The organism is Agrococcus sp. GW821-FHT14H11 (assembly GCF_058803545.1).
In genome coordinates, this window is sequence record NZ_JBXAPA010000005.1 from 19,453 (window position 1) to 42,152 (window position 22,700).

The 22,700-nt window shown below is 74.8% G+C and carries 20 protein-coding genes; 4 read left to right on the plus strand and 16 right to left on the minus strand.

Annotated features, from left to right (window positions below; genetic code table 11):
• Nucleotide 1 precedes the first annotated feature (1 nt).
• From AC1RNL_RS06720 to ispG, 9 genes are read right to left on the minus strand one after another with little or no spacing between them, the layout of a single operon-like run.
• Nucleotides 2-1,765, minus strand: a complete 1,764-nt coding sequence (locus AC1RNL_RS06720) for a proline--tRNA ligase (RefSeq protein WP_492934781.1) — start codon at nt 1,763-1,765, stop codon at nt 2-4.
• Nucleotides 1,766-1,793: 28 nt separating this feature from the next.
• The gene (locus AC1RNL_RS06725; RefSeq protein WP_492934782.1) at nt 1,794-2,567 is read right to left on the minus strand and encodes a hypothetical protein; all 774 of its coding nucleotides are present in this window, start codon (nt 2,565-2,567) and stop codon (nt 1,794-1,796) included.
• Complete coding sequence (locus AC1RNL_RS06730) at nt 2,564-3,550, minus strand: VWA domain-containing protein (protein ID WP_492934783.1); 987 nt, start codon at nt 3,548-3,550, stop codon at nt 2,564-2,566. The genes AC1RNL_RS06725 and AC1RNL_RS06730 overlap by 4 nt, the downstream gene beginning before the upstream one ends.
• The gene (locus AC1RNL_RS06735; protein ID WP_492934784.1) at nt 3,547-4,536 is read right to left on the minus strand and encodes a vWA domain-containing protein; all 990 of its coding nucleotides are present in this window, start codon (nt 4,534-4,536) and stop codon (nt 3,547-3,549) included. The genes AC1RNL_RS06730 and AC1RNL_RS06735 overlap by 4 nt, the downstream gene beginning before the upstream one ends.
• On the minus strand, nt 4,527-5,024 hold the full coding sequence (locus AC1RNL_RS06740) for a hypothetical protein (protein WP_146357339.1): 498 nt from the start codon (nt 5,022-5,024) through the stop codon (nt 4,527-4,529). The genes AC1RNL_RS06735 and AC1RNL_RS06740 overlap by 10 nt, the downstream gene beginning before the upstream one ends.
• Complete coding sequence (locus AC1RNL_RS06745; protein WP_492934785.1) at nt 5,011-5,898, minus strand: DUF58 domain-containing protein; 888 nt, start codon at nt 5,896-5,898, stop codon at nt 5,011-5,013. The genes AC1RNL_RS06740 and AC1RNL_RS06745 overlap by 14 nt, the downstream gene beginning before the upstream one ends.
• A gap of 9 nt (nt 5,899-5,907) precedes the next feature.
• The gene (locus AC1RNL_RS06750; RefSeq protein ID WP_246990692.1) at nt 5,908-6,915 is read right to left on the minus strand and encodes an AAA family ATPase; all 1,008 of its coding nucleotides are present in this window, start codon (nt 6,913-6,915) and stop codon (nt 5,908-5,910) included.
• 11 nt (nt 6,916-6,926) lie between these two features.
• A complete protein-coding gene (locus AC1RNL_RS06755; RefSeq protein ID WP_492934786.1) occupies nt 6,927-8,183 on the minus strand; it encodes an MFS transporter in 1,257 nt (418 codons plus the stop codon).
• A gap of 1 nt (nt 8,184) precedes the next feature.
• Nucleotides 8,185-9,327 carry a flavodoxin-dependent (E)-4-hydroxy-3-methylbut-2-enyl-diphosphate synthase gene (gene ispG / locus AC1RNL_RS06760; protein ID WP_128190358.1) on the minus strand — a complete coding sequence of 381 codons (1,143 nt, stop codon included), beginning with the start codon at nt 9,325-9,327 and terminating at the stop codon, nt 8,185-8,187.
• A gap of 60 nt (nt 9,328-9,387) precedes the next feature.
• Here ispG and AC1RNL_RS06765 point away from each other — a divergent pair, with 60 nt between their 5' ends.
• Complete coding sequence (locus AC1RNL_RS06765) at nt 9,388-9,981, plus strand: ribonuclease H family protein (RefSeq protein ID WP_492934787.1); 594 nt, start codon at nt 9,388-9,390, stop codon at nt 9,979-9,981.
• 9 nt (nt 9,982-9,990) lie between these two features.
• On the opposite strand, the gene AC1RNL_RS06770 is transcribed toward AC1RNL_RS06765, so the two are convergent.
• Nucleotides 9,991-11,319 carry a M50 family metallopeptidase gene (locus AC1RNL_RS06770; protein ID WP_128190360.1) on the minus strand — a complete coding sequence of 443 codons (1,329 nt, stop codon included), beginning with the start codon at nt 11,317-11,319 and terminating at the stop codon, nt 9,991-9,993.
• A 46-nt stretch (nt 11,320-11,365) separates the two neighbouring features.
• On the opposite strand from AC1RNL_RS06770, the gene AC1RNL_RS06775 reads away from it, so the two are divergent.
• Complete coding sequence (locus AC1RNL_RS06775; RefSeq protein ID WP_492934788.1) at nt 11,366-11,962, plus strand: DHH family phosphoesterase; 597 nt, start codon at nt 11,366-11,368, stop codon at nt 11,960-11,962.
• Between the two features lie 134 nt (nt 11,963-12,096).
• On the opposite strand, the gene AC1RNL_RS06780 is transcribed toward AC1RNL_RS06775, so the two are convergent.
• Genes AC1RNL_RS06780 through AC1RNL_RS06790 form a run of 3 tightly spaced genes read right to left on the minus strand, consistent with a single transcriptional unit; the run spans nt 12,097 to nt 14,176 of the window.
• Nucleotides 12,097-12,561 (minus strand): GNAT family N-acetyltransferase, encoded by a 465-nt coding sequence (locus AC1RNL_RS06780; protein ID WP_492934789.1) that lies wholly within the window; start codon nt 12,559-12,561, stop codon nt 12,097-12,099.
• On the minus strand, nt 12,558-13,664 hold the full coding sequence (dxr, locus tag AC1RNL_RS06785) for a 1-deoxy-D-xylulose-5-phosphate reductoisomerase (protein WP_364194817.1): 1,107 nt from the start codon (nt 13,662-13,664) through the stop codon (nt 12,558-12,560). Before dxr ends, AC1RNL_RS06780 begins: the two co-directional genes overlap by 4 nt.
• Nucleotides 13,664-14,176, minus strand: coding sequence for an OsmC family protein (locus AC1RNL_RS06790; RefSeq protein WP_400531972.1), 513 nt, complete (start codon nt 14,174-14,176; stop codon nt 13,664-13,666). Before AC1RNL_RS06790 ends, dxr begins: the two co-directional genes overlap by 1 nt.
• A gap of 40 nt (nt 14,177-14,216) precedes the next feature.
• Between AC1RNL_RS06790 and AC1RNL_RS06795 the strand changes: the two genes are divergently transcribed.
• Complete coding sequence (locus AC1RNL_RS06795) at nt 14,217-15,548, plus strand: aminotransferase class III-fold pyridoxal phosphate-dependent enzyme (protein ID WP_492934790.1); 1,332 nt, start codon at nt 14,217-14,219, stop codon at nt 15,546-15,548.
• Complete coding sequence (ald, locus tag AC1RNL_RS06800; RefSeq protein ID WP_492934791.1) at nt 15,548-16,660, plus strand: alanine dehydrogenase; 1,113 nt, start codon at nt 15,548-15,550, stop codon at nt 16,658-16,660. The genes AC1RNL_RS06795 and ald overlap by 1 nt, the downstream gene beginning before the upstream one ends.
• Here the strand turns inward: ald and AC1RNL_RS06805 are convergent.
• The 3 genes from AC1RNL_RS06805 to AC1RNL_RS06815 all read right to left on the minus strand — a co-directional run bounded on the left by AC1RNL_RS06805 (nt 16,627) and on the right by AC1RNL_RS06815 (nt 22,700).
• On the minus strand, nt 16,627-19,308 hold the full coding sequence (locus AC1RNL_RS06805; RefSeq protein WP_492934792.1) for an FtsK/SpoIIIE domain-containing protein: 2,682 nt from the start codon (nt 19,306-19,308) through the stop codon (nt 16,627-16,629). The genes ald and AC1RNL_RS06805 overlap by 34 nt on opposite strands.
• 63 nt (nt 19,309-19,371) lie before the next feature.
• A complete protein-coding gene (locus AC1RNL_RS06810; RefSeq protein ID WP_492934793.1) occupies nt 19,372-21,522 on the minus strand; it encodes a transglutaminaseTgpA domain-containing protein in 2,151 nt (716 codons plus the stop codon).
• Nucleotides 21,519-22,700, minus strand: a complete 1,182-nt coding sequence (locus AC1RNL_RS06815) for a DUF58 domain-containing protein (RefSeq protein ID WP_128190485.1) — start codon at nt 22,698-22,700, stop codon at nt 21,519-21,521. The genes AC1RNL_RS06810 and AC1RNL_RS06815 overlap by 4 nt, the downstream gene beginning before the upstream one ends.

The window sequence follows — 22,700 nt, forward strand, 5'->3', positions numbered from 1 at the left end:
GTCAGCGGCCGAGCGCCGCCTCGAGCTCCTCGATCCGCACCTGCTGCCGGTCGCCCGTCGCGCGGTCCCAGACGTCGACGAGGCCTGCGGCGGCGTCGCGGCCGACGATGACGATCTGCGGCACGCCGATGATCTCGGCATCGCCGAACTTCACGCCGGGCGAGACCTTCGGCCGGTCGTCGAGGAGCACCTCGAGCCCGCGCGCCTCGAGGTCGGCGACGACCGTCTCGGCGATCGCGAACGCAGCCTGGTCCTTGCCGGTGGCGACGACGTGCACGTCGAACGGCGCGATCTCCCGGGGCCAGATGATGCCCTTCTCGTCGTGCGAGCGCTCGACGATCGCGGCGAGGTTGCGCGTCACGCCGATGCCGTACGAGCCCATCGTCACCGTGACGAGCTTGCCGTTCTGGTCGAGCACCTTGAGCCCGAGGGCCTCGGCGTACTTGCGGCCGAGCTGGAAGACGTGGCCGATCTCCATGCCCCGCTCGAGGGTGACGGGGCCGGAGCCGTCGGGAGCGGGGTCGCCCTCGCGCACGTCGGCCGCCTCGACCCATCCGTCGCCCGCGAAGTCGCGGCCCGCGACGAGGCCGAACACGTGCCGGCCGGGCTCGTTCGCGCCCGTGATCCAGGCGGTGCCGTCGACGACGCGACGGTCGAGCAGGTAGCGGATGCGCGTGGAGCCCTGCTCGCCGAGCACGGCGCCGGAGGCCGACCACGGGCCGATGTAGCCCTTCACGAGGCCCGGGCTGGCGGCGAAGTCGGCCTCGTCCGCGGCGGTGACCTCGGCGGGCTGGAACGCCACCTCGGCGCGCTTGTCGTCGACCTCGCGGTCGCCGGGGAGCCCGACGACGACGAGCTCCTTCGAGCCGTCGAGGTGCGTCAGGCGCAGCACGACGTTCTTCAGCGTGTCGGCGGCCGTCCACGGGCGGCCGTCCTCGCGGGGGAAGCGCGCGTTCGCGTCGGCGACGAGCGTCTCGATCGTGGGCGTGTCCGGGGTGTCGTGCACGACGGCGGCGGGCAGGCCCTCGACGGGCAGCGGGTCGGGGGCGACGGTCTCGAACGCCTCGACGTTGGCCGCGTAGCCGCCCGCCGAGCGCACGATGGTGTCCTCGCCCACGGGCGTCGGGTGCAGGAACTCCTCCGACTTCGAGCCGCCCATGGCGCCCGCGTCGGCCGAGACGATGACGTACTCGAGCCCGAGCCGCTGGAAGATGCGCTCGTAGGCGTCGCGCTGGCGCTGGTACGAGGCGTCGAGGCCGGCGTCGTCGACGTCGAAGGAGTAGGCGTCCTTCATCGTGAACTCGCGCGCGCGCAGCAGCCCCGCGCGCGGCCGCGCCTCGTCGCGGTACTTGTCCTGGATCTGGTAGATCGTCAGCGGCAGCGACTTGTAGCTCGACACGAGGTCCTGCACGAGCAGCGTGAAGACCTCCTCGTGGGTCGGCGCGAGCAGGTGGTCGGCGCCCTTGCGGTCCTGGAGGCGGAAGATGCCGTCGCCGTACTCCGTCCAGCGGCCGGTGCGCTCGTACGGCTCGCGCGGCAGCAGGCCCGGGAACAGCACCTCCTGGGCGCCCGCGGCCGTCATCTCCTCGCGGATGACGCGCTCGATGTTGCGGCGCACGCGCAGGCCCAGCGGCAGCCACGAGTACAGCCCGGCGCCGGCGCGGCGGATGTAGCCGGCGCGCAGCAGCAGGCGGTGGCTCGCGACCTCGGCTTCGGCCGGGTCCTCGCGCAGCGTGGTGAAGAAGAGCTCGGAGAGGCGGATCACCCTTGCGAGTCTAGGCGGCGCGCGAGGCTCACCAGGGCCGCTCGACGCCCGAGCCGCCGCCCTCCTGCTCGCCGCCCTCGTCGTACTGGTCCTGCTGCTGCTGCTCGGTCTGGGCGTCCTGGTTCTGCTCCTCGAGCTGCTCCTCGGGCGTCTGCGGCTCCTGCTCGCCCTCGCCCTCGCCCTCGCCCTCGCCGTCGCCCTCGCCCTCGCCGGACGACTCGTCCTCGATCTTCTCCTCGATGCGCGGCTGGGCGGCCTCGAACTGCGCCTGCGTGTCGGCCTCGCCCTCGCGCGGCTCGTCGAGGCACCCCTCGGGGAGGCCGTCGATGAGGGCGAGCGCCTCGCCGTAGAAGCCGTTCGCGGCCTGCGTGTCGTCGGCCTCCCGGGCGACGTCGCCCTGCTTCTCGATGGCGGTGACGAGCGAGGCGACGATGATGCAGTGCTCGTGCAGCTGGACGGGCGTCTCCGGCTCGCCGTGCAGCTGCAGCGACTCCTCGATGTCGGCCCTGCCCTCCTCGAGCGAGCCGCCCATCACGAGCGAGACGCCCAGGTCGAACGGCGCCTTCCACGGCTCGATCCAGTTCCACAGCTCGAGCCCGCGGGCGGCCTCCGCGGCCTGGCCGTAGGCGCGGCCCTCGAAGCGGTCGATCGCCGTCTGCGAGAGCGCGTTGACGCTGATGAGCTTCGTCGACAGCACGAGCACGGCGAGCGCCACGGGGATGAGCCCGAGCATGAGCCACCACCGCAGGGTGCGGCGCTGCCGGTCGGTGAGCACGCGGCGGCGGATCCCCGGGAGCCTCATCGCGCCTCCTCCCGCAGGATGCCGCGCGTCGAGCGCAGCGAGCGGGCGAGGCTGAGCCCCTCCCAGGCGAGCAGCAGCGCGATGGGCCCGGCGAGCACCCACGCCACCTCGAGCCGCGCCTCCTCCGTGCGGTCGAGGTCGGCCTCCCCGTCGAGCACGGCCATGGGGCCGAGCGCGTCGGCGAGCGGCAGGCCCGGCTGCCGGTGGAGGTAGCTGATGCCCAGCTCATCGGCGATCGACTGCAGCTGCTGCTCGTCGATGCGGCTGATCGCGTCGCCGCCCGCCGGATCCTGCAGGTACGCCTCTTCGGTCGGGTCGAAGCTCGACACGCGCATCCGACCGCCCTCCTCGGTGCCGTAGCCGAGCACGAAGCCGCGGTCGACGAGCCCGGCGGCGTCGTCGAACGACTGCGGCGGCTCCTCGGCGGTGTGCTCGCCGTCGCCGAGGTAGAAGACGATCGCGGGCGAGTCGGGCTCCTCGGCCGCGCTGCGCTCGAGCTCGGCGAGCAGCAGGTCGTGCGCGGCCGCGACCGACGTGCCGCGCGACTGCTGCGCGATCTCGGGCCGCAGCGCCCGCACCATCTCGATCACCGCGGAGCCGTCGTCGGTGAGCGGCACGCGCAGCGACGCGGTCGAGTCGAACGAGATCACCGAGATGTCGGCGCCCGCGAAGGAGCGCGCGATCTCGACGACGTCCTCCTGCATGCCGACGAGCCGCGGCTCGCTCCCCCAGTCCTCCGCGGCGACCGACTGCGACGTGTCGACCATCACGAACACGCGCGCCTGGATCGACGCGGTCGGCACCTCGCCGCCGGGGAGCGCGGGCCGGAAGGCCATCGCGACCGCGAGCGCCACGAGCAGCGTGCGGCGCAGCCACGCCATGCGCCTGCCGCGCGCCGCGACGAGCTGCCAGGCGCACAGGGCCAGCAGCGCGACACCGACGACGGCGACGAGCACCGGCAGGGTCGGGTGGAACGAGATCACAGCCGCACCCTCCAGGCGATCAGGCAGACGCCGACCACGAGCACGAGCACGACGAGCGGCAGGGCGCCCGGCCGGTCGACGACCTGGATCTGCGGCGGCGTCTCGATGTAGCCGGCCTCGATCGCGTTCACCCGGTCGACGATCTGCGGCACCGTCTGCGCGAAGTCGAGCGCGAAGTACGCGCCGCCGGTGCCCTCGGCCGTCTCGCGCAGCTCCTGCGAGTACTGGTCGCCGCCGAAGTCGAACGGGTTGATCGCGTAGACGCGCACCTCGTTGTCGACCGCGAGCTGGCCGGCCTGCGGCAGCGAGTAGATCTGCTGGCCGTTCACGACGTTGTCGGTGGCCAGGATGATCGATCGCGGCCGGTCGCTCGCCTCGAGGTCGGCGAAGTCGAGCACGCAGGAGGCGAGGCCGTCGCCGACGAGCGACGCGCCCAGCCCGCTCGCGGTGCCCGCGAGGTAGTTGAACTGCTCGTCGGGCCCGAGCGTGCCGTTCAGCGCCCGCACGTAGCGGCCCAGCTGCTCCTGGATGTAGTCGTAGTCGCTCGTGAGCGGGAACGCCATCACGCTCGACGCGTCGAAGATGCGCATGCCGACGCGCTCGCCGTCGAGCTCCGCGGCGATCTGCTGGTAGACGCCCAGGATCTCGGCGTCGACGTCGACCATCGAGCCCGACACGTCGAGGCACAGCACGATGTCGCGCTTGTAGTCGTCCTCCTGGTTCGCGTGCACGCCCGACGGCCGCGACGCGACCGTGCCCGCGACCGCGAGCCCGGCGATCGAAGCGACGAGGGCGCCGGCGATCCAGAGCCGGTAGCGCAGGAGCGCGCCGCGGAAGGCCGCGAGGCCCGTCATGCGGTCGACGTGGGCGACGGGCAGGCCGCGGTCGCGACGGCGCCGCGGCAGCACGAGCCCCACCACCACGAGGGCGATGCCGACCACGAGCACGACCGGCAGCACCCACGGCCACAGCAGCGTCACATCCACGTCGCCACCACCTGGCGGGCGGCGGCGATCGCCGCGTCCGGGTCGTGCTTCGCCGCGCGCCGGAACGACGACGGGTAGTACTGCTCGACCGCGCCCTGCACGGTCGGCAGGTCGGCCGAGCGCAGGTCGCGCAGCGTCATCACCTCGGCCACCACGCCCGTCGACTCGTGGGCGAAGAACCGCAGCACGAGGCTCAGCCGCTGCGCGAGCGCCCGCGGGTCGAGCTCGCCGTCGGCGTGCTCCTTGGCGACCTCGTCGATGAGGCCCAGGTACTTCTCCTTGACGCTCCGCACGTCGATCGGCACCGGCGGGGGCGGCGGCGGCTCGAGCAGGCCGCGCGGCCGGGTCCAGAGCCACGCGAAGGCGTAGGCGGCGAGCACGAGCAGCAGCAGCACGCCGCCGAGCACCCACCACGGCCCGTAGCCGAAGGGGCCGTACGTGTCGGGCGCCGGCAGGAGCGCGAGCGCCTGCGCGTCAGCGGCGCGCACGGCGGTGCCTCTCGAGCAGTCGGAAGAGGCTCCCGATCGCCGACGCCGAGGAGTCGATGCGCACCGACGCGATGCCGAGCGAGCGCAGGCCCGCCTCGAGTCGCTCGCGGCGGAGCGCGGTCTGCTCGTCGAACGCGCGCCGGAGCCCCCGGTCGCGGCGGAGGAACGGCGGCAGCCCGACCCCGGAGTCGACGCCGACGAGGTCGCGGTGGTCGCCGGCGCGCGCCATGAGGTCGGCGTCGCCGATGGACACCCACAGCACCTCGTGGCGGGCGTGCAGCCTGCCGAGGTGCACGTCGAGGTCGTGCGTGTACGCGAGGTCGTCGGCGATGACGACGATGAGCGAGCGCCGCCGCATGCGCCGCACGGCGTGCTCGAGCACGACCTCGAGGTGCGAGTGCGGGCCGTCGAGGCCGATCGCGTCGTCGACGCGGCGCAGCATGCGCTCCAGGTGCGCCTCCGAGCCGCCCTCCTGCATGCTCTCGGTGCGCGACGCATCCCCCATCAGCAGCCCGACGCGGTCGCCGTGCCGGGTCGCGAGGTAGCCGAGCACGCCGGCGACGAGGATGGCGATCTCGCGCTTCGACTCCCCCGACTCGGCGGTCGCGGCCATGTTGCGGCCGGAGTCGACCACCAGCAGCAGCGTGTGCTGGCGCGACGCGATGTAGCGCTTGATGAGCGGCACGTGGCTGCGCGCCGTCGCCTTCCAGTCGATGTCCTTGACCTCGTCGCCCGGCTGGTACTCGCGCAGGTCGTCGAAGTCGTGGCTGCGGCCGTGGTGGATCGAGGCGTACTCGCCGTCGAGCAGCTCGAGGGTGCGGCGGTGCGCGTGGATCGACATGGTGGTCTTCACCTTGCGCAGACGTCGCTCCATCGACCGCTCCTACGGCGTGCGCACGGCGCCGAAGACGGCGTCGATGATCTGCTCGCTCGCGACGCCGTCGGCCTCGGCCTCGTAGCCGAGGATGAGGCGGTGGCGCAGCACGGCGTGGCGCAGGTCCTTGACGTCCTCCGGGATCACCCAGTCGCGGCCCTGCACGAGCGCGAGCGCGCGCGACGCCATCGAGAACGACAGCGAGCCGCGCGGGCTCGCGCCGTACTCGATGTAGCCCGCGAGCTGCGCCCCGATGTACTCCTCGGCGTGCCGCGTGACGTACATGAGCTGCACGACGTAGTTCGTGATCGCCTGGTCGACGTAGACGCGCTTCACGAGCGACTGCAGGAACCGCACGTCGTCGAGCGACGCGACCGGCCCGTCGTGGCCGCGCTCGAACACGCCGGTCTCGGCGCGCCGCACGATCTCGGCCTCCTCCGTCGGCGTCGGATAGGTGAGCACCTCCTTGAGCAGGAAGCGGTCGAGCTGCGCCTCGGGCAGCGTGTACGTGCCCTCCTGCTCGATGGGGTTCTGGGTCGCGAGCACGAGGAACGGCTCCGGCAGCGCGTGCGTCTCGCCGCCGATCGACGTCTGCCGCTCCTGCATCGCCTCGAGCATCGCCGACTGCGTCTTCGCGCTCGAGCGGTTGATCTCGTCGAGCAGCACGAAGTTCGCGTGCACGGGACCGAGCTGCGTGCGGAAGTCGCCCGAGTGCTGGTCGTAGATCTGCGTGCCGACGATGTCGCTCGGCAGCAGGTCGGGCGTGCACTGGATGCGGTGGAAGGAGGCCGACACCGAGCGCGCGAGGGTCGCGGCCGCGGTCGTCTTCGCGAGGCCCGGCACCGACTCCATGAGCACGTGGCCGCCCGTCAGGAGCGCGACGAGCAGCGAGCGCAGCAGCTGGTGCTGGCCGACGACGGTCGACTGGAACGACTGCTCGATCGACCGCACGATGGCCTTGGCGCGCTCGAGCTCCTCGGGCGTGATCGGGTCCCTGCCGGGGACTGCATTGGACACGCGGCGCTCCTTCAGTCGGTCGTGGGGGCTGTCGCCCCGGTCACGCTATCTGCTCGTGCTGAGCGGGTGGCGAGCACCGCCGCGACGGCGACCGTCGCGATCACCGGCAGCATCGCGACGTTGAGCCCGCCGTAGCCCGCGAGGCCCAGCAGCGGACCGGCGGCGGCGCCGGCGGCCGCGCCCGAGAGCCCCATCACGAGGTCGCTGCGCCCCTGGAGCGCGGGCCGCAGGCGCGGCTCGACCGCGGCGGCGACGAGCGTCGAGCCGGCGACCGTCGAGGCGCTCCAGCCGAGGCCGAGCAGCGCGAGGCCGACGGGGGCGAGCGCGACGGGCAGCAGCAGGTTGGCGAGCACCGACAGCAGCAGGATGCCCGCGCCCGCGAGCACCGTCGCCCGCGCCCCGACGCGGTCGGTGAGCCAGCCGAAGACGGGCGAGAGGGCGTACATGCCGGCGGTGTGGGCGCTCATCGTGAAGCCGATCACGCCGAGCGCCTGGCCGGCGTGGTCGAGGTGCACGGGCGTGAGCGCCATGACGCCCACCATGGTCGCGTGCGCCGCGGCGACCGCGACGACGGCGGCGAGGGCGCGCGGATGCGCCGCGAGGCGCAGGCGCGGAGCCTCGGCCTCGACGGGCACGCCCATGCGGCTCTCCAGCAGCGGGTCGGGCCGCAGCGACGACCACAGCACCGCCGCCGTCACCGCCATCGCGGCGGCCGAGATGACGTACGCCCCGACGAGGCTCGGCAGCCCCAGCGAGACGCCGAGCGCGTCGCCCGGCCCGATGAGGTTGGGGCCGACGATCACGCCGATGGTCGTCATCCAGACGACCAGCGCGAGGTCGCGGCCGCGACGCTCGGGAGTCGAGAGGTCGGTGGCGGCGAAGCGCGACTGCAGGTTGACGGCCATCGCGCCGCCGAGCACGAAGAAGCCCGGCAGCACGATCCACGGCGCGTCGAGCGCGCCGCCGACCGCGAGGGTCACGGCGCCGGCGAGCGCGAGCAGGGCACCGGTCGTGAGCGAGACGCGGCGCCCGCGCCGCTGCGCGAGCTTCGCGAGCGGCACCGCGAGCGCCGCGCCGCCGAGCGTGAGCAGGGTCGCGGCGAGGCCGGCGAGCTCCTCGCGCCCGGTCACCTGGGCGACGAGCAGCGAGCCGACGCCGAGCGCGACGCCGTTCGAGAGGCCGCCGAGCGCCTGCGCGATCGACAGCACGGTGAGCGTGCGCCGCTGCGCGGGATGCGCCGCCGGCGGCTCCACGGGCGCGGCCGTCACGTCAGACGGTGATGACTTCGGCCTCGCCCGCGGGCAGGCCCTGCTCGTCGGCGAGCTTGCGCGCCTCCTCGATGAGGGTCGCGACGATCTCCGACTCGGGCACGGTCTTCACGACCTCGCCCTTGATGAAGATCTGGCCCTTGCCGTTGCCCGAGGCGACCCCGAGGTCGGCCTCGCGCGCCTCGCCCGGGCCGTTCACGACGCATCCCATGACCGCGACGCGCAGGGGCACCTGCACGTCCTTCAGGCCCTCGGTGACGTCGTCGGCGAGCGTGTAGACGTCGACCTGCGCGCGGCCGCACGAGGGGCAGGAGACGATCTCGAGCTTGCGCTCGCGCAGGTTGAGCGACTGCAGGATCTGCAGGCCCACCTTGACCTCCTCGGCGGGCGGCGCCGAGAGCGAGACGCGGATGGTGTCGCCGATGCCCTCGGAGAGCAGGATGCCGAAGGCGGTCGCCGACTTGATCGTGCCCTGGAAGGCAGGGCCGGCCTCGGTGACGCCGAGGTGCAGCGGCCAGTCGCCGCGCTCGGAGAGCATGCGGTAGGCCTTCACCATCACGACCGGGTCGTTGTGCTTGACCGAGATCTTGAAGTCGTGGAAGTCGTGCTCCTCGAACAGGCTCGCCTCCCAGACCGCCGACTCGACGAGCGCCTCGGGCGTCGCCTTGCCGTACTTCTCGAGCAGGCGCGGGTCGAGGCTGCCCGCGTTCACGCCGATGCGGAGGCTCACGCCCGCGGCCTTCGCGCGCTTGGCGATCTCGCCCACCTGGTCGTCGAACTTGCGGATGTTGCCGGGGTTGACGCGCACGGCCGCGCAGCCGGCGTCGATGGCCTGGTACACGTACTTCGGCTGGAAGTGGATGTCGGCGATGACCGGGATCTGCGACTTCTTGGCGATGATGTGCAGCACGTCGGCGTCGTCCTGGCTCGGCACCGCGACGCGCACGATGTCGCAGCCGGTGGCGGTGAGCTCGGCGATCTGCTGCAGCGTCGCGTTGATGTCGGTGGTCTTGGTCGTCGTCATCGACTGCACCGACACGGGCGCGTCGCCCCCGACGAGCACCTTCCCCACCTTGATCTGCCGGGTCTTGCGACGCGGCGCGAGCGTGAGCGGGGCGGGGCTCCCGAGGTTGATGGCTGCCATGGTGCAAGCCTACGCTCCGCTCCTGTCAGGACCGCCGCGATCGGCTGGCACACTCGATGGGTGATCACCGCAGCAGCAGACGGCTCCTCCCTCGGCAACCCCGGCCCCACCGGCTGGGGCTGGTACGTCGACGAGGCGCGCTGGGCCGCGGGCGGGCAGCCGCAGGGCACGAACAACATCGGCGAGCTCGCCGCGGTCGTCGACCTGCTGCGCCAGAGCGCGGGCGTCGACGAGCTGCTCATCCTCTGCGACAGCCAGTACGTCATCAACTCGGTGACCAAGTGGATGGCGGGCTGGAAGCGCAAGGGCTGGCGGAAGGCCGACGGCAAGCCGGTGATGAACCGCGAGCTGCTCGAGGAGCTCGACCGGCTGATGGCGGCGCGGAAGGCCGAGGGCGGCGTGGTGCGCTTCGAGTGGGTGCGCGGCCATGCGGGCCACCCGCTCAACGAGGCCGCCGACCGGCTCGCGAACGGCGCGGCCGCCGCCTACCAGCGCGGCCTGGTGCCGGATGCGGGGCCCGGGTTCGGCGGCGTGACGCGCGCCGCGCCGTCGGCGGCGCCGGCCGCATCCGCGCCTCCCGCCGCGTCCGCCCCCGACCTCTTCGACGGCCTCGACCTGCTCGACGACGAGGCAGCGCGCCGGCGCAACGGCTGAGCCGCAGCCCTACCCGCCGAAGAGGCTGATGGGCTTCACGATGTCGGCGTAGATGAGCAGCGCGCTCATCACGCCGAGCACGCCCGTGACGACGAGCGTCACCGGCACCCACTTCGCGGTGTCGAGCGGCTGCGCCACGGTGCCGCGCACCTTCGCCCACCCGCGCCGCACCGCATCGATGATCGCGCCCAGGATGTGCCCGCCGTCGAGCGGCATGAGCGGGATGAGGTTGAAGACGAACAGCGCCACGTTGAGGCTCGCGAGCAGCTGCAGCATCGCGCTCATGCGCTCGAGCACCGGCACCTGGTCGAGCGCCGCGATCTCGCCCGCCATGCGGCCGACGCCGACGACCGACATGGGCCCGTTCGGGTCGCGCTCCCCCGGCCCGAAGGCCGCCTCTGCAACGTCGACGAGCCGCTGCGGCAGGTTGAGGATCAGCTCGCCCACGCGCACGACGTTGTCGCCCACCGCCGGCAGCACCGCGCCGAGCGGCTGCTGCTCGACGACGTACTGCGGGCCGACGCCCACGAAGCCGACCGTCTCGGTCACGGGCTCCCCGTCGACCTCGACCTGCTCGCCGCGGTCGTCGAAGACGTAGCGCTCGGTCGCGAGCGGCGTCACCTGGAGCGTCCGCTCGGCGCCGTCGCGCTCGACGACGAACGCCGTCTCGCGCCCCGCGAGCTCGCGGATCGCGGTCTGCACGTCCTCCCACCCGGCGACCGGCTCGCCGCCGATGCTGACGATCGTGTCGCCCGGGAGCATGCCCGCCTCGGCTGCGGGCGCGAGCGGATCGGCAGCCTCGCACTCCTGCCGCTCCTCCGATGCCGGGATCACGCACTCCGAGACGGTCGAGACGGTCGTCGACGGCACCGCGATGCCGAAGCCGCTCAGCACGACGCCGTAGAGCACGATCGCGAGCAGCAGGTTCATGAGCGGCCCGCCGAGCATGATCACGATGCGCTTCCAGGTGGCGAGGCGCCAGAACGCCCTGCCCTCCTCGCCCTCGTGGATGGAGTCGGCGCTCGTGGCCCGCGCATCCTGCACGAGCGTGTCGAAGAAGCCCGTCGACGCATCCCTCGACTCCCCGCCGGCCTTGAGCGGCGGGAACATGCCCGACATCGAGATGTAGCCGCCGAGCGGGATGGCCTTCACGCCGTACTCGGTCTCGCCGCGGCGGAAGGAGACCAGGGTCGGGCCGAAGCCGATCATCCACTGGCCGACGCGCACGCCGAAGGCCTTCGCGGGCCACAGGTGGCCCAGCTCGTGCAGGCCGATCGAGACGGCGAGGCCGACCACGACGACGAGCACGCCCAGGATGTAGAGGAGGACGGCTTCCATCGCCGCTCAGGCTAGCCCCATAGCCGATGTGCCTACGCTGACGCGCATGGCAGCTGGCCCTGCACGCGTCGCCGAGCGCGTCCCCCGGTCGTCCTCCGACGGCCGCGGCATCGTGCTGGGCGCGATCGGGCTGCTGCTCGTGGTGGTGCTCGCGTGGATCGTCGCGCGACCCGCGCCCGACCCCGCGCAGCAGAGCGCGACCGTCGAGGGCAGGCTGCCGGCCGCGGTCGCCGGGTGGAGCGGCCAGCAGCTCGCGAACGCCGCGATCGTCATGCAGGCCGGGCGCGACCTCGGCATGTCGGAGCGCGACGTGCGCGTCGCCGTCATGACCGCGATGGGCGAGTCGAGCCTGCGCGTCATCGACCGGGGCGACCGGGCCGGGCCCGACTCGCGCGGCCTCTTCCAGCAGCGGGACCCGTGGGGGCCGTACGAGGTGCGCATGGATGCGTACGGCTCGGCCGTGCTCTTCTACCGGGCGCTCGCCGAGCTCGAGGGGCGCGACGCGCTCCCGCCGACGCGCGTCGCGCACGCGGTGCAGATCAACCGCGACCCCGACCACTACACCCGCTGGTGGGACGACGCGGGCGCGGTCGTCGAGGCGATCGACGCCTCCGACGCCGTGGTGCTCGTCGACCCGGCCTAGCTCCGCCGAGACCCGATGCACGACGCAAGCCCGCGCTGCGATTCGCGCGGGCCGGAACGGCCCGTCGCTCCCCACGCCGCGGAACGGCTCACACGGGCTTGCGTTGTGCGCGGCCACCGCCGCGCGTCGGCGTGTCAGATCTGCAGGTGCTTGCGCAGGTGCACGTCGGTCTCCGTCGCGGTGCGGCGCGCTCCGTCGCGGTCGACGTACGAGTAGGTCGTCGTGGATCGCTCGCCCGTATCGACGTAGCCGAGCCGCCGGTACAGCGCCGCGGCGCGAGCGTTCTCGACGCCGACGCCGAGGTCGACCGCAGTCGCGCCCAGGCGGCCCGCCTCGCGCTCGGCGGCCGCGACGAGCGCAGAGCCAGCACCGCGTCCGCGCGCGTCCTCGTGCACGTGGAGGTGCCGGAGCTCCGGCACCTCGGCGAGCATCAGCACCCCGGAACCGATCGGTTCATCGGCCTCGAGTGCGATGAGGAAGATCGACTCCCCCGCTTCCTGGGCGCGGAGATGGGACGCGGCCACACCAGCACCGGCAGGCTCCGATGCCGCGAGCCGCGACGCATCCGCCGCTGTCGCCCGGCGCACCTCGATCGTCACCGGCCGACGCCGCAGATCTCGTCGGCCGCGCGGCGCGCCCAGCGCTCCGCCTGCAGCACGCCCTCGAGCGTCAGCCCGCCCGGCTCGTGCTGCTCGAGCACGCGCTCGATCGCGGGGATGATGTCGAGGAAGCCGATCTCGCCCAGGTGGAAGGCGCGCACCGCCTGCTCGTTCGCGGCGTTGAACACCGCCGGGTAGGTCGAGCCCGAGCGGCCGACGCTCTTCGCGAGCGCCACCGCCGGGAACGCCGCCTCGTCGAGCGGCTCGAAGGTCCAGGCGGATGCGCGGGTCCAGTCGAGCGGCGTCCCGACGCCGGCGACGCGGTGCGGCCAGTCGAGGCCGAGCGAGATCGGCAGGCGCATGTCGGGCGGCGACGCCTGCGCGATCGTCGAGCCGTCGACGAACTCGACCATCGAGTGCACGATCGACTGCGGGTGCACGGTCACGTCGATGCGGTCGAGCGGGATGTCGAACAGCAGGTGCGCCTCGATCACCTCGAGCCCCTTGTTCACGAGCGTCGCCGAGTTGGTCGTGACCATCGGGCCCATGTCCCACGTCGGGTGGGCCAGCGCATCCGCCGGGTTCACGGCCGCCATGCGCTCGCGGCTCCAGCCCCGGAACGGGCCGCCCGACGCGGTGAGCACGAGCCGGCGCACCTCGCCGTGGTCGCCGGCGCGCAGGCACTGCGCGATCGCCGAGTGCTCGGAGTCGACCGGCACGATCTGCCCGGGCGCCGCGCGCGACATCACGAGGTCGCCGCCGGCGATGAGCGACTCCTTGTTGGCGAGCGCGAGCGTGCGGCCGGCGTCGAGGGCGGCGAGGGTCGGGGCGAGGCCGACGGAGCCGGTGATGCCGTTGACGACGACGTCGCACTCGACCGACTCGATCATCGTCACGGCCGCGTCGGCGCCGAGCGCCGCCTCGCCGCCGAACTCGGCCTGCTGTGCCTCGAGACCCGCGCGGTCGCTGCCCGCGACGAGCCCGACGACCTCGAACCGGCGCGGGTTCGCGCGGACGACGTCGAGCGTCTGCGTGCCGATCGAGCCGGTCGACCCGAGCAGCAGGATGCGGCGGCGCTCGCCGCTCGGCGCGCGCTCGGCCATCAGAGCTCCCCGCCCGTCGCGGCGCCGTGCCGGGCGACGACCTCGCCGTCGACGACGATGGTCGGCTCGTGGAGCACGGGGAAGGCGACGGATGCGGCGATGAAGCAGTCGCGGCCGGCCTGCAGGTGCGCGTCGAGCGCGTCCGCCGCCCGGGCCGCATCCGCGATGGTCACCACCGGGTGCAGCACCGCGCGCGTGAAGCGGCCCCCGGTGCCGGCGGTCTCCATCTCGCCCGTCGCCGCGTCGCGGTAGGCGGTGACGACGATGCCGCGGCTCGCCGCCTGGTGGAGGTAGCTGAGCATGTGGCACTGCGCGAGCGCCGCGAGCAGCAGCTGCTCGGGGTTGTGCCGGCCGCGGTCGCCGCGGAAGGTCGGGTCGGCGGAGCCGAGGATGTCGGGCAGGCCGTCGACCCGCACCACGTGGTCGCGGGTGTAGGAGCGGTAGGTGCTGGTGCCCTCGGCACCGGCACCGGTCCACTCGACATCGACGGCGTAGGCGTGGCGCATCGGCATGGCCCCAGCGTAGGCCGCGCGGCGGCGTAGGATCGGGCACATGACCGACACCGCCGTTTCCGCGCCGTCCCGCTCCGTCGTCACCGAGATCCCCGGCCCGAACAGCCGCGCGCTCCTCGAGCGCAAGGCCGCCGCCGTGCCCCAGGGCGTCCCGCACCAGCTCCCCGTGTTCATCGCGGAGGCGCACGACGCCATCATCACCGACGTCGACGGCAACCGCTTCATCGACCTCGGCTGCGGCATCGGCGTCACGACCGTCGGCCACACGAACGACGCGGTCGTCGCGGCCGTGCGCGAGCAGGTCGGCAAGCTCACGCACTCGCTGTTCGGCACGACCCCCTACGAGCCGTACGTGCGCGTCGCCGAGTACCTCGCCGCCCACACCCCCGGCGACCACGACAAGAAGTCGTTCTTCGTCAACTCCGGCTCCGAGGCCGTCGAGAACGGCGTCAAGATCGCCCGCAAGTTCACCGGCCGCCGCGCGGTCGCCGTCGTCGAGCACGGCTACCACGGCCGCACGAACCTGACGATGACGATGAACTTCAAGCCCGCGCCCTACGCCACCGGCATGGGCCCGCTCGCCTCCGACATCTTCCACGCGCCGGGCTCCTACCCGCTCCACGACGGCCTCGACGGCGCCGAGGCGGCCGAGCGCACCCAGTACTACCTCGAGAAGCACGTGGGCGTGAGCGACCTCGCCTGCCTCGTCATCGAGCCCATCCAGGGCGAGGGCGGCTTCATCGTGCCCGCCGACGGCTACCTGCCGGCGATGCAGGAGTGGTGCACGGCCAACGGCGTCGTCATGATCGCCGACGAGGTGCAGTCCGGCATCTGCCGCACGGGCGCGACGTTCGCCTCCGAGCACTTCGGCTGGGTGCCCGACATGGTGCTCTCGGCGAAGGGCATCGCCGGCGGCATGCCGCTCGCGGGCGTCACCGGCCGCGCCGAGATCATGGACTCCGTGCACACCGGCGGCATCGGGGGCACCTTCGGCGGCAACCCCGTCTCGTGCGCCGCCGCCGTCGCGGTCTTCGAGCAGATCGAGGCGAACGACCTGAACGGCGAGGCGCAGCGCATCGAGCGCGTGCTGCGGCCCCTGCTCGACGAGCTGGCCGAGCGCCGCCCCGAGATCATCGAGGTGCGCGGCCGCGGCGCGATGCTCGCGGTCGAGCTCATCGACCCCGAGTCGGGCGCGCCGATCCCCGCCGCGCCGATCTCGCAGGCGGCGGGCCTCGACGGCGTGCTCGTGCTCACCGCGGGCACGGACTACAACGTGCTGCGGTTCCTGCCGAGCCTCGCGATCACCGACGACCAGCTGCGCGAGGCCGTCGAGGTGATCGACCGCGCGATGGCGTCGTCGAAGACGGCCTGATGCTCGTCGGCGTCCCGCGCGAGATCAAGACCGACGAGGCGCGGGTCGCGCTCACCGCGACCGGCGCCACGGAGCTCGTGGCGCACGGCCACGAGGTGCTGGTCGAGACGGGCGCGGGCGCCGGCAGCGGCATCCCCGACGAGGCCTACGAGGCTGCCGGCGCACGGATCGTCGCGACGGCCGAGGAGGCGTGGTCGGCCGAGCTGGTGCTCAAGGTCAAGGAGCCGGTCGAGCACGAGCTGGGCCTGCTGCGCGACGACCTGACGCTGTTCGCCTACCTGCACCTCGCCGCGGCGCCGGAGCTCGCGCAGGCGCTGCTCGAGCGCGGCACGACCGCGATCGCCTACGAGACGGTGCGGGCGCCGGACGGGTCGCTGCCGATGCTCGCGCCCATGAGCGAGGTCGCCGGCCGCCTGTCGGTGACGCAGGGCGCCTCGCTCCTGACGGCGCCCGCCGGCGGCGCCGGGCTGCTGCTCGGCGGCGTGCCGGGCACGCGCGCGGGCCACACCGTCGTGCTCGGCGGCGGCGTCGCGGGCACGGCGGCGGTCGAGATGGCCGTCGGCCTCGGCTCGCGCGTGACGGTGCTCGACGTGTCGCTGCCGCGGCTGCGCCAGTTCGACGCCCTCTACGGCGGACGCGTGCAGACGCTGCACTCCAACCGCGTCACCGTCGACCAGGCGCTCGCCGACGCCGACCTCGTGATCGGCTCGGTGCTCATCCCCGGCGCGCGGGCGCCGAAGCTCGTCTCCACCGAGCTCGTCGCGCGCATGCGCCCGGGCTCCGTGCTCGTCGACATCGCGATCGACCAGGGCGGCTGCTTCGCCGACTCCCGCCCCACGACGCACCGGCAGCCGAGCTTCCGCGTGCACGGGACGGTCTTCGCGTGCGTCGCGAACCTGCCCGGCGCGGTGCCGCGCACGTCGACCGAGGCGCTCACGAACGCCACGCTGCACGCCACCGTGCGGATCGCCGACCTCGGCTGGCGCGAGGCGCTGCGAGCGGATGCGGGCCTGGCGGCGGGACTGAACACGGCCGGTGGCCGCGTCGCTCACGAGGGCGTCGCCTCGGCGCTCGGCGCTCAGGCCGCACCGGTCGCCTCGCTGCTGGCGTAGCGGAGCCGCTCGAAGCGACCGCCCTCGAGCACCCAGGCGGGCGCCGTGCGCATCGGCGGCGGCGCGGGCGCGTGCCGCAGCACCTGCCGCAGCTGGCGCTCGTCGACGCCGAGGACGACCACGGGGCGCTCGGCGCGCAGCCGGTCGAGCTCGCCCCAGGCCGCCTCCCACTCCCCGACCGTGCCGAGCACGACGTCGGCCGACGCATCCGCCCCCGGCCTCGCCGCCGCCCGCGCGAGCGCGGCCGGCACGTCGGCGCCCGCCCCCAGCACCACCGCCACGCGCTCGGAGCGCAGCGGCACCGAGCGCGGCCGACGGCGCGGCACCGGCGCCTCGGGCAGCGCGAGCTGCACGCGCTCGTCGTGCAGCCAGCCGGCGCCGGGTGGCAGCGAGGCGTCGTGCAGCTGGCCGGTGCCGCCGGCGACGATGTGCTCCTGCCGGCTCGCGATGCGCAGCAGGATGCGCAGCTCGGCGAGCGGCGCGACCTGCGCCATCGCGCTCGAGACGCGGCGAGCGGTGAGCGCGACCGGCGTGCCCTCGCGCATGCGCCGCTGCAGCAGCTGCACGACGACCGCCTGCTGCTCCTCCCCGAGCCGCGCGAGCTGCAGGTCGAGGTCGTCGACGACGAGCGGGCCGGGCTCGTGGAGCGCGTCCCACAGCGCATCCTCGCGGTCGACGACGGCGGTGCCGAGCTGCGCCGCGACGAGCTCGGCGAGGGTGGAGCGGCCGCTCGCGGCGCCGCCGACGGCGAGCAGCGGCCCGTCGAGCGCCGGCCGCCAGCGCACGGGTGCGACGCGCTGCTCGGCCGGCCGGTCGACGAGCCCGAGCCGCACCGCGTCGCTCGCACCTGCGCTCGCCCCGGCTGCGGCATCCACGTCGGCGAGCGGCAGCCGCGCCGGCAGCGGCTCGCACCACGGCCTCGCGGGGCGGGGCATGCGCGCCGACGCGGCGACGAGCCGCTCGAGGTGGGCGGGGCTCGCGAGTGCCGACTGCGCCGCCCGGGTCTCGCCGCCCGCGACGCGCACGATGCAGCGTCCGCGCGCACCGAGCGGGATCGCGGCCGGCTCGGCGCTGCCGGTGACGGCGACGGCGTCGTGCTGGTCGGTGACCCGCAGCGAGATGCGGATGCCGCAGTTGGCGAGCAGCGCGTCGCGCACCGCCTCGGCCGGCCGCTGCGTGCAGAGCACGAGGTGCACGCCGAGCGAGCGTCCGCGGGCGGCGAGGTCGACGAACAGCCGGTGCAGGTCGGGCAGCTCCTGCAGCATCGCCGCGAACTCGTCGACGACGATCACGAGGCGCGGCACGCCGACCGCCTCGTCGATCGCGCGCGCCCCCTGCCCCGCGAGGAGGCGCTCCCGCCGGCGCAGCTCCGCGCGGAGGCTCTCGATCGCGCGCCGCGCCCCGCCCTCGTCGAGGTCGGTCATGACGCCGACGCAGTGCGCGAGGCCCTCGAGCGGCGCGAAGGAGGCCCCGCCCTTGAAGTCGACGAGCAGGAACGAGACCTCCTCGGTCGAGCGCCCCGCCGCCATCGCGGCGACCCAGGCGATGAGCAGCTCGCTCTTGCCGGAGCCCGTCGTGCCGCCGACCACCGCGTGCGGGCCGTCGCGCACGAGGTCGAGCTCGATGGGAGCCTCGGCGGCGAGGAACGCGGCCGCGAGCCCGCCCGCGGCGACCGGGAGCGCCTCGAGCTCGACGTGCGACGGCAGCCCGCCGGAGCGCCTGAGGCCCGCGTGCTCGGCGGCGCTCGCGAGCGTCCCGACCGCCTGCGCCGCCTCGAGCGCCGTGATCGCGGCCGGCGCGCATGAGCGCTCCCCCGTGCGCGCGACGTCGAGCGCGGCGCGCACGACCGTGCGGCACTCGCGCGGCAGGAGCGACGCGTCCGGCGCGACGGCGATCGTCACCTCCACGCCGTCGCCCACGACGCGCACCGCGGTGCCGGGCTCGCGGTGCAGCCGGTGCGGGACGCCGTCGAGCCAGTCCCACGCGGCGTCGTCGGGCGCGATCACCTCCGCGGCGTCCGGCGGCACCGCATCGAGCGCCTGCACGAGCGCCGACCGCGCGAGCGCGGTCGCGATCGGCAGCGGGCCGACGAACCCGAGACCGTCGCGCGCGTCGGCGACGACAGGTCCGTCGACGACCGCGGCCGCCGCCCGCAGCCGCGCCGCCTGCTCGGCCGCGCCGAGGCGCCGCACCGCGGGGTCGGCGGCGGGCACGGCGCCGTCGACGACGATGCCGCTCGGCAGCGGTCCCGTGCCGAGCACGACGGGCACCGGCGCATCCGCCGAGCGACGCCAGCGGTGGGGGTCGTGCGGCGGCCTCGCCGCGACCGCGCGCGGGCCGGGGCTCGCAGCACGGAGCTCGCGCCGCCGCTCGTCGAGCGCCGCGTCGACGCGGGCCTCGGCGTCGGCGATCTCGGCGCGCCACCTCGCCGCCTCCCGGCGCTGGCGCCGGCGGCGCACCCTCCGGCCGTCGCCGAGCGAGGCGAGCGCGATCACGGGGCCGAGCAGCGCGAACACCAGCACCGTGGGCGTCTGCAGCAGCAGCCACATCGCCCCGGCGCCGAGCACCGGCGCGAGGCTCGCGAGCGCCGGGAACGAGGCGGGCTCGGGGTCGACGGGCGGCCTCGGCAGGTCGATGCGGGTCTCCATGGCGGCAGGATGCGCCGCGGCGACCCCGGCACGCACGGCGCGCGCCCGCACCTGTGGAGAGCGCTACCGGCGCACGAGCGAGGCGGGGTTCAGCCGGGCGAGCAGCGGCCGCAGCCGCCTGCCGCCCTCGTCGCGCGCGGCGAGCACAGAGGCGCTCAGCGACCAGGCCGCGTCGATCTCGGGCTCGGTCGGCGGCTGCGCGGCGAACACGGCGCGGTCGACCCGGTGCGCGAGCTCGCGCATGCGGGGATCCGCCCCCGCCTGCTCGACGCGCGTGCCCTCGGCCTCGGCGAGCTCTCCGCGGTCGCGCAGCCCGTCGACGACCTCGGCCCACGCGCCCACCGCGCGGTCGCGCGGCTCGTCGGCGCGCCGTCGCCGACGTCGGCGCACGATCTTCGCGACGATGAGTCCGACCGGCAGCGCGGCGATGAGCGCGAGCATGCCGAGCACCGCCGCGATCGCCGCGAGCGTCTCGAGCAGGCGCGACAGGCCCCCACCGGTGTCCTCCGGCGCGCTCGGCGCGGCCGGGTCCGCGCCCTGCTCCTGCCCGCCCGGCGCCGGGGCGGGCGCCTGCTGCGCGGGCGGCTCCTCCACCACCGCGGGCGCGCCCTGCTCCTGCTCCGGGATCGGTCGCTCCTCGGGCACGACGTCGACGCCCACCCAGCCGGCCTCCGTGCGCACCTCGATCCACGCATCCGCGTCCGACCCGACGGCCGTCGTCGGCTGGCCGGGCACGATCTCGGGCGTGAAGCCGAGCACGACGCGCGAGTCGAAGCCGAGCTGGCGCGCCAGCAGCATCGCGGCGGTCGCGTACTGCTCGGCGTCGCCGATCATCGTCTCGTCGAAGAGCCGGTCGAGCCGCTCGAGCGAGTGCCCGGGGCGCGAGGGCGCCTCCTCCTCGAGCACGCCGTGGCTCACGTAGCCGTCGGCCCGCAGGCCCTCGACCATCGCCTGGAGGCGCGCGCCCGGCGCGGCGGCGTCGCCCGTCCACGCCGCGAGCGCGGCGAGCATGTCGTCGGGCAGCGCCGGCACGCCCTGCACCGGGTCGGCGGGCTCGAGCGCCGCGAGCGCCTCGGCGCCGACGACCGCCGGGCCCGGCTGCACGAGCAGCTGGTAGCCGTCACCCGACCGGATGCCGGGCTCGACCAGCAGCGCGTCGAGCGCCTCGTCGCGGTGCAGGCCGGCGGCGAGCACGTCGGAGCGCTCGCCGACGAAGCGGATCGCCGACGGCGTGCCCACGACCGGCAGCCACTGGCTCGCGAGCTGCCCGACCGTGACGCCGACCAGCCGGCCCTCGCCCTCCTCGGCGCTCGCGACGCGCTCGAACTCGGCGCGCGCGACGCCCAGCACCTCGCCGTCGTAGCGGTCGAGCACGGCGAGGCGGATGCGGTCGCCGGCCTCGAGCCCGGTGGCGGTGAGCTGTCCGGCGTCGCGGGCCTCGGCCTCCCAGAAGCCGCGGTAGGCGGCCATCGGCGACGCGCCGTCGAGCGTCACCGACGTGGGGCTGTCGCCGCGCAGCACGATGCGCTCCGGCAGGTCGGCGAGCGCCCCGGCCGCGCCTGCCGCCCCGGCTGCGAGCAGCGCGACGACGGCGCCCGCGCCGACGCGGCGCGCGAGCGAGGAGAGCGCCCGGGGTGCCCGGCTGCGCCGACGCGCCTGGCGGACGACCGTGACGTACGCGATGAGCGGCGCGAGCGTCACGAGCGCCGAGAGCCAGGGCAGCGGCAGGTCGCGGGGCCCCCAGAGGATGCTCCACGTCGCGATCATCGAGGGCACGAGCACCGCCACCTCGGCGCGCGGCGAGCGCAGCGCGATCGCGACGCCGATGATCGCGCCGAAGAGCACGAGGATCACCGGCGCCATGAGCAGCGCGTCGTCGGTGCCGACGGGCAGCCCGATGGTCAGCAGCCGTCGCCAGGAGAGCACGACGGCCGCCCCCGCGTCGAGCAGCGCCGGCGCCCACTCGCCGCGCGCGATGCGCTGCGGGGCGGTGAGCGGCACGGCGAGCAGCGCGAGCGCCCCGAGCCCGGTGAGCAGCATCGACAGCGAGCTCCAGCGGCGCACGGCGCCGAGCCAGGCGATGGCGGTGCCGACGAGCAGCGCGACCGAGAGCGCCACGACGAGCTGCAGGGTGCCGAAGATCCACCACATCGGCAGGCACGCGGCGACCATGGCGAGCAGCAGCAGCCCGACGCTCGGGGCGCGCGCGATCATCGGATGCCGCCCGCCGAGCCCATGCCGCGCGAGAGGTCCTCGATCGCGCCGACCGTGACCACGTCGGCGTCGCCGAGCCGCGAGCGCGACGGCAGCGCGCCGACCGCGGCCCGCACGACGACCGAGACGACGCCCGCGGGCATGCCGTTCGCCGCGGTGCGGAGCGTGCGCGGCGGCACGGTGGAGCCGGTGATGAGCCACGCGACGCTGCCGGCCGCGGCGCCGCGCGAGGCGCGCGCCGCCTGGGCGATGCCGTGGCCGCTGCGCGGCTCGAGCACCGCGAGCGCGTCGAGCAGGCGCTCGCGGGTGGCCGAGTCGACCGGCTGCGCCGCTCCGCGCTCGGTGCGCGGGCTCTCGACGACCCGGAGCGCGCGCCGGTCGGCCATCGCCGCGAGGCCGAGCGTGCCCACGAGCGACAGCGCGAGCTCGAAGTCGTCGCCGTCGTACTCGGCGGGGTCGGTGGAGAGCACGATCAGGGTGTCGGCGCGGCGCGACGGCTCGAACTGCCGCACGAGCAGCGCCCCGTGGCGGGCGCTCGAGCGCCAGTGCACGAGCCGTCGGTCGTCGCCCGGCGCGTACTCGCGCAGGCTGTGGAAGGAGACGTCGTCGGCGGTGCGCTCCGCGGCCGCCTCGCCGTCGAGGTCGCGCACGATGCCGCCCGCGCCGCCCGGCAGCCGCACGACGCGCGGGTGCACGACGAGCGTGCGCGTCTCGGTCAGCCGGTGCCGGCGCTCGAGCACGCCGAAGGGGTCGGTGCGCATGATCGTCGCCGGGCCGATGGAGCGCAGCCCGCGCCTGCTGGTGTCGAGCGGCACGCTGCGCAGCACCCGGCCGCCGACCTCGAGCGGCGGGATCTCGAGCACCGCCTCCTCGTCGCCGATGTCGAGGTCGACCTGCCGCGGCGTCGCCGCGCGGGTCGGGCGGGACACCTCGACGAGCGCGAGCGCCTCGGTGCCGACCGGCACGCGCTCGGCGCTCAGCCCGATGCGGGCGCGCGCCCAGCGCTCGCCGACGATCCACGGGATGGCGCCGAGCACGAGCACCGCAGCCGCGACGGCGGCGACGAGCGCCTCCGTCCAGCCGAGCGAGCGCGCGAGCACGACGCCCATCGCGACGGTCGCCAGCAGCGCCCACCCCCACGGGGTGATCGCTCGCGTGGCGGCGTCGAGCCAGCGCAC

Bases quoted from the DNA above. Each gene is read 5' to 3' on its own strand.
- AC1RNL_RS06725 (WP_492934782.1), bottom strand. From the start codon at position 2,567: ATGAGGCTCCCGGGGATCCGCCGCCGCGTGCTCACCGACCGGCAGCGC.
- AC1RNL_RS06745 (WP_492934785.1), bottom strand. From the start codon at position 5,898: ATGGAGCGACGTCTGCGCAAGGTGAAGACCACCATGTCGATCCACGCG.
- ispG (WP_128190358.1), bottom strand. From the start codon at position 9,327: ATGGCAGCCATCAACCTCGGGAGCCCCGCCCCGCTCACGCTCGCGCCG.
- AC1RNL_RS06770 (WP_128190360.1), bottom strand. From the start codon at position 11,319: ATGGAAGCCGTCCTCCTCTACATCCTGGGCGTGCTCGTCGTCGTGGTC.
- AC1RNL_RS06775 (WP_492934788.1), top strand. From the start codon at position 11,366: ATGGCAGCTGGCCCTGCACGCGTCGCCGAGCGCGTCCCCCGGTCGTCC.
- dxr (WP_364194817.1), bottom strand. From the start codon at position 13,664: ATGGCCGAGCGCGCGCCGAGCGGCGAGCGCCGCCGCATCCTGCTGCTC.
- AC1RNL_RS06790 (WP_400531972.1), bottom strand. From the start codon at position 14,176: ATGCCGATGCGCCACGCCTACGCCGTCGATGTCGAGTGGACCGGTGCC.
- AC1RNL_RS06795 (WP_492934790.1), top strand. From the start codon at position 14,217: ATGACCGACACCGCCGTTTCCGCGCCGTCCCGCTCCGTCGTCACCGAG.
- ald (WP_492934791.1), top strand. From the start codon at position 15,548: ATGCTCGTCGGCGTCCCGCGCGAGATCAAGACCGACGAGGCGCGGGTC.
- AC1RNL_RS06805 (WP_492934792.1), bottom strand. From the start codon at position 19,308: ATGGAGACCCGCATCGACCTGCCGAGGCCGCCCGTCGACCCCGAGCCC.
- AC1RNL_RS06810 (WP_492934793.1), bottom strand. From the start codon at position 21,522: ATGATCGCGCGCGCCCCGAGCGTCGGGCTGCTGCTGCTCGCCATGGTC.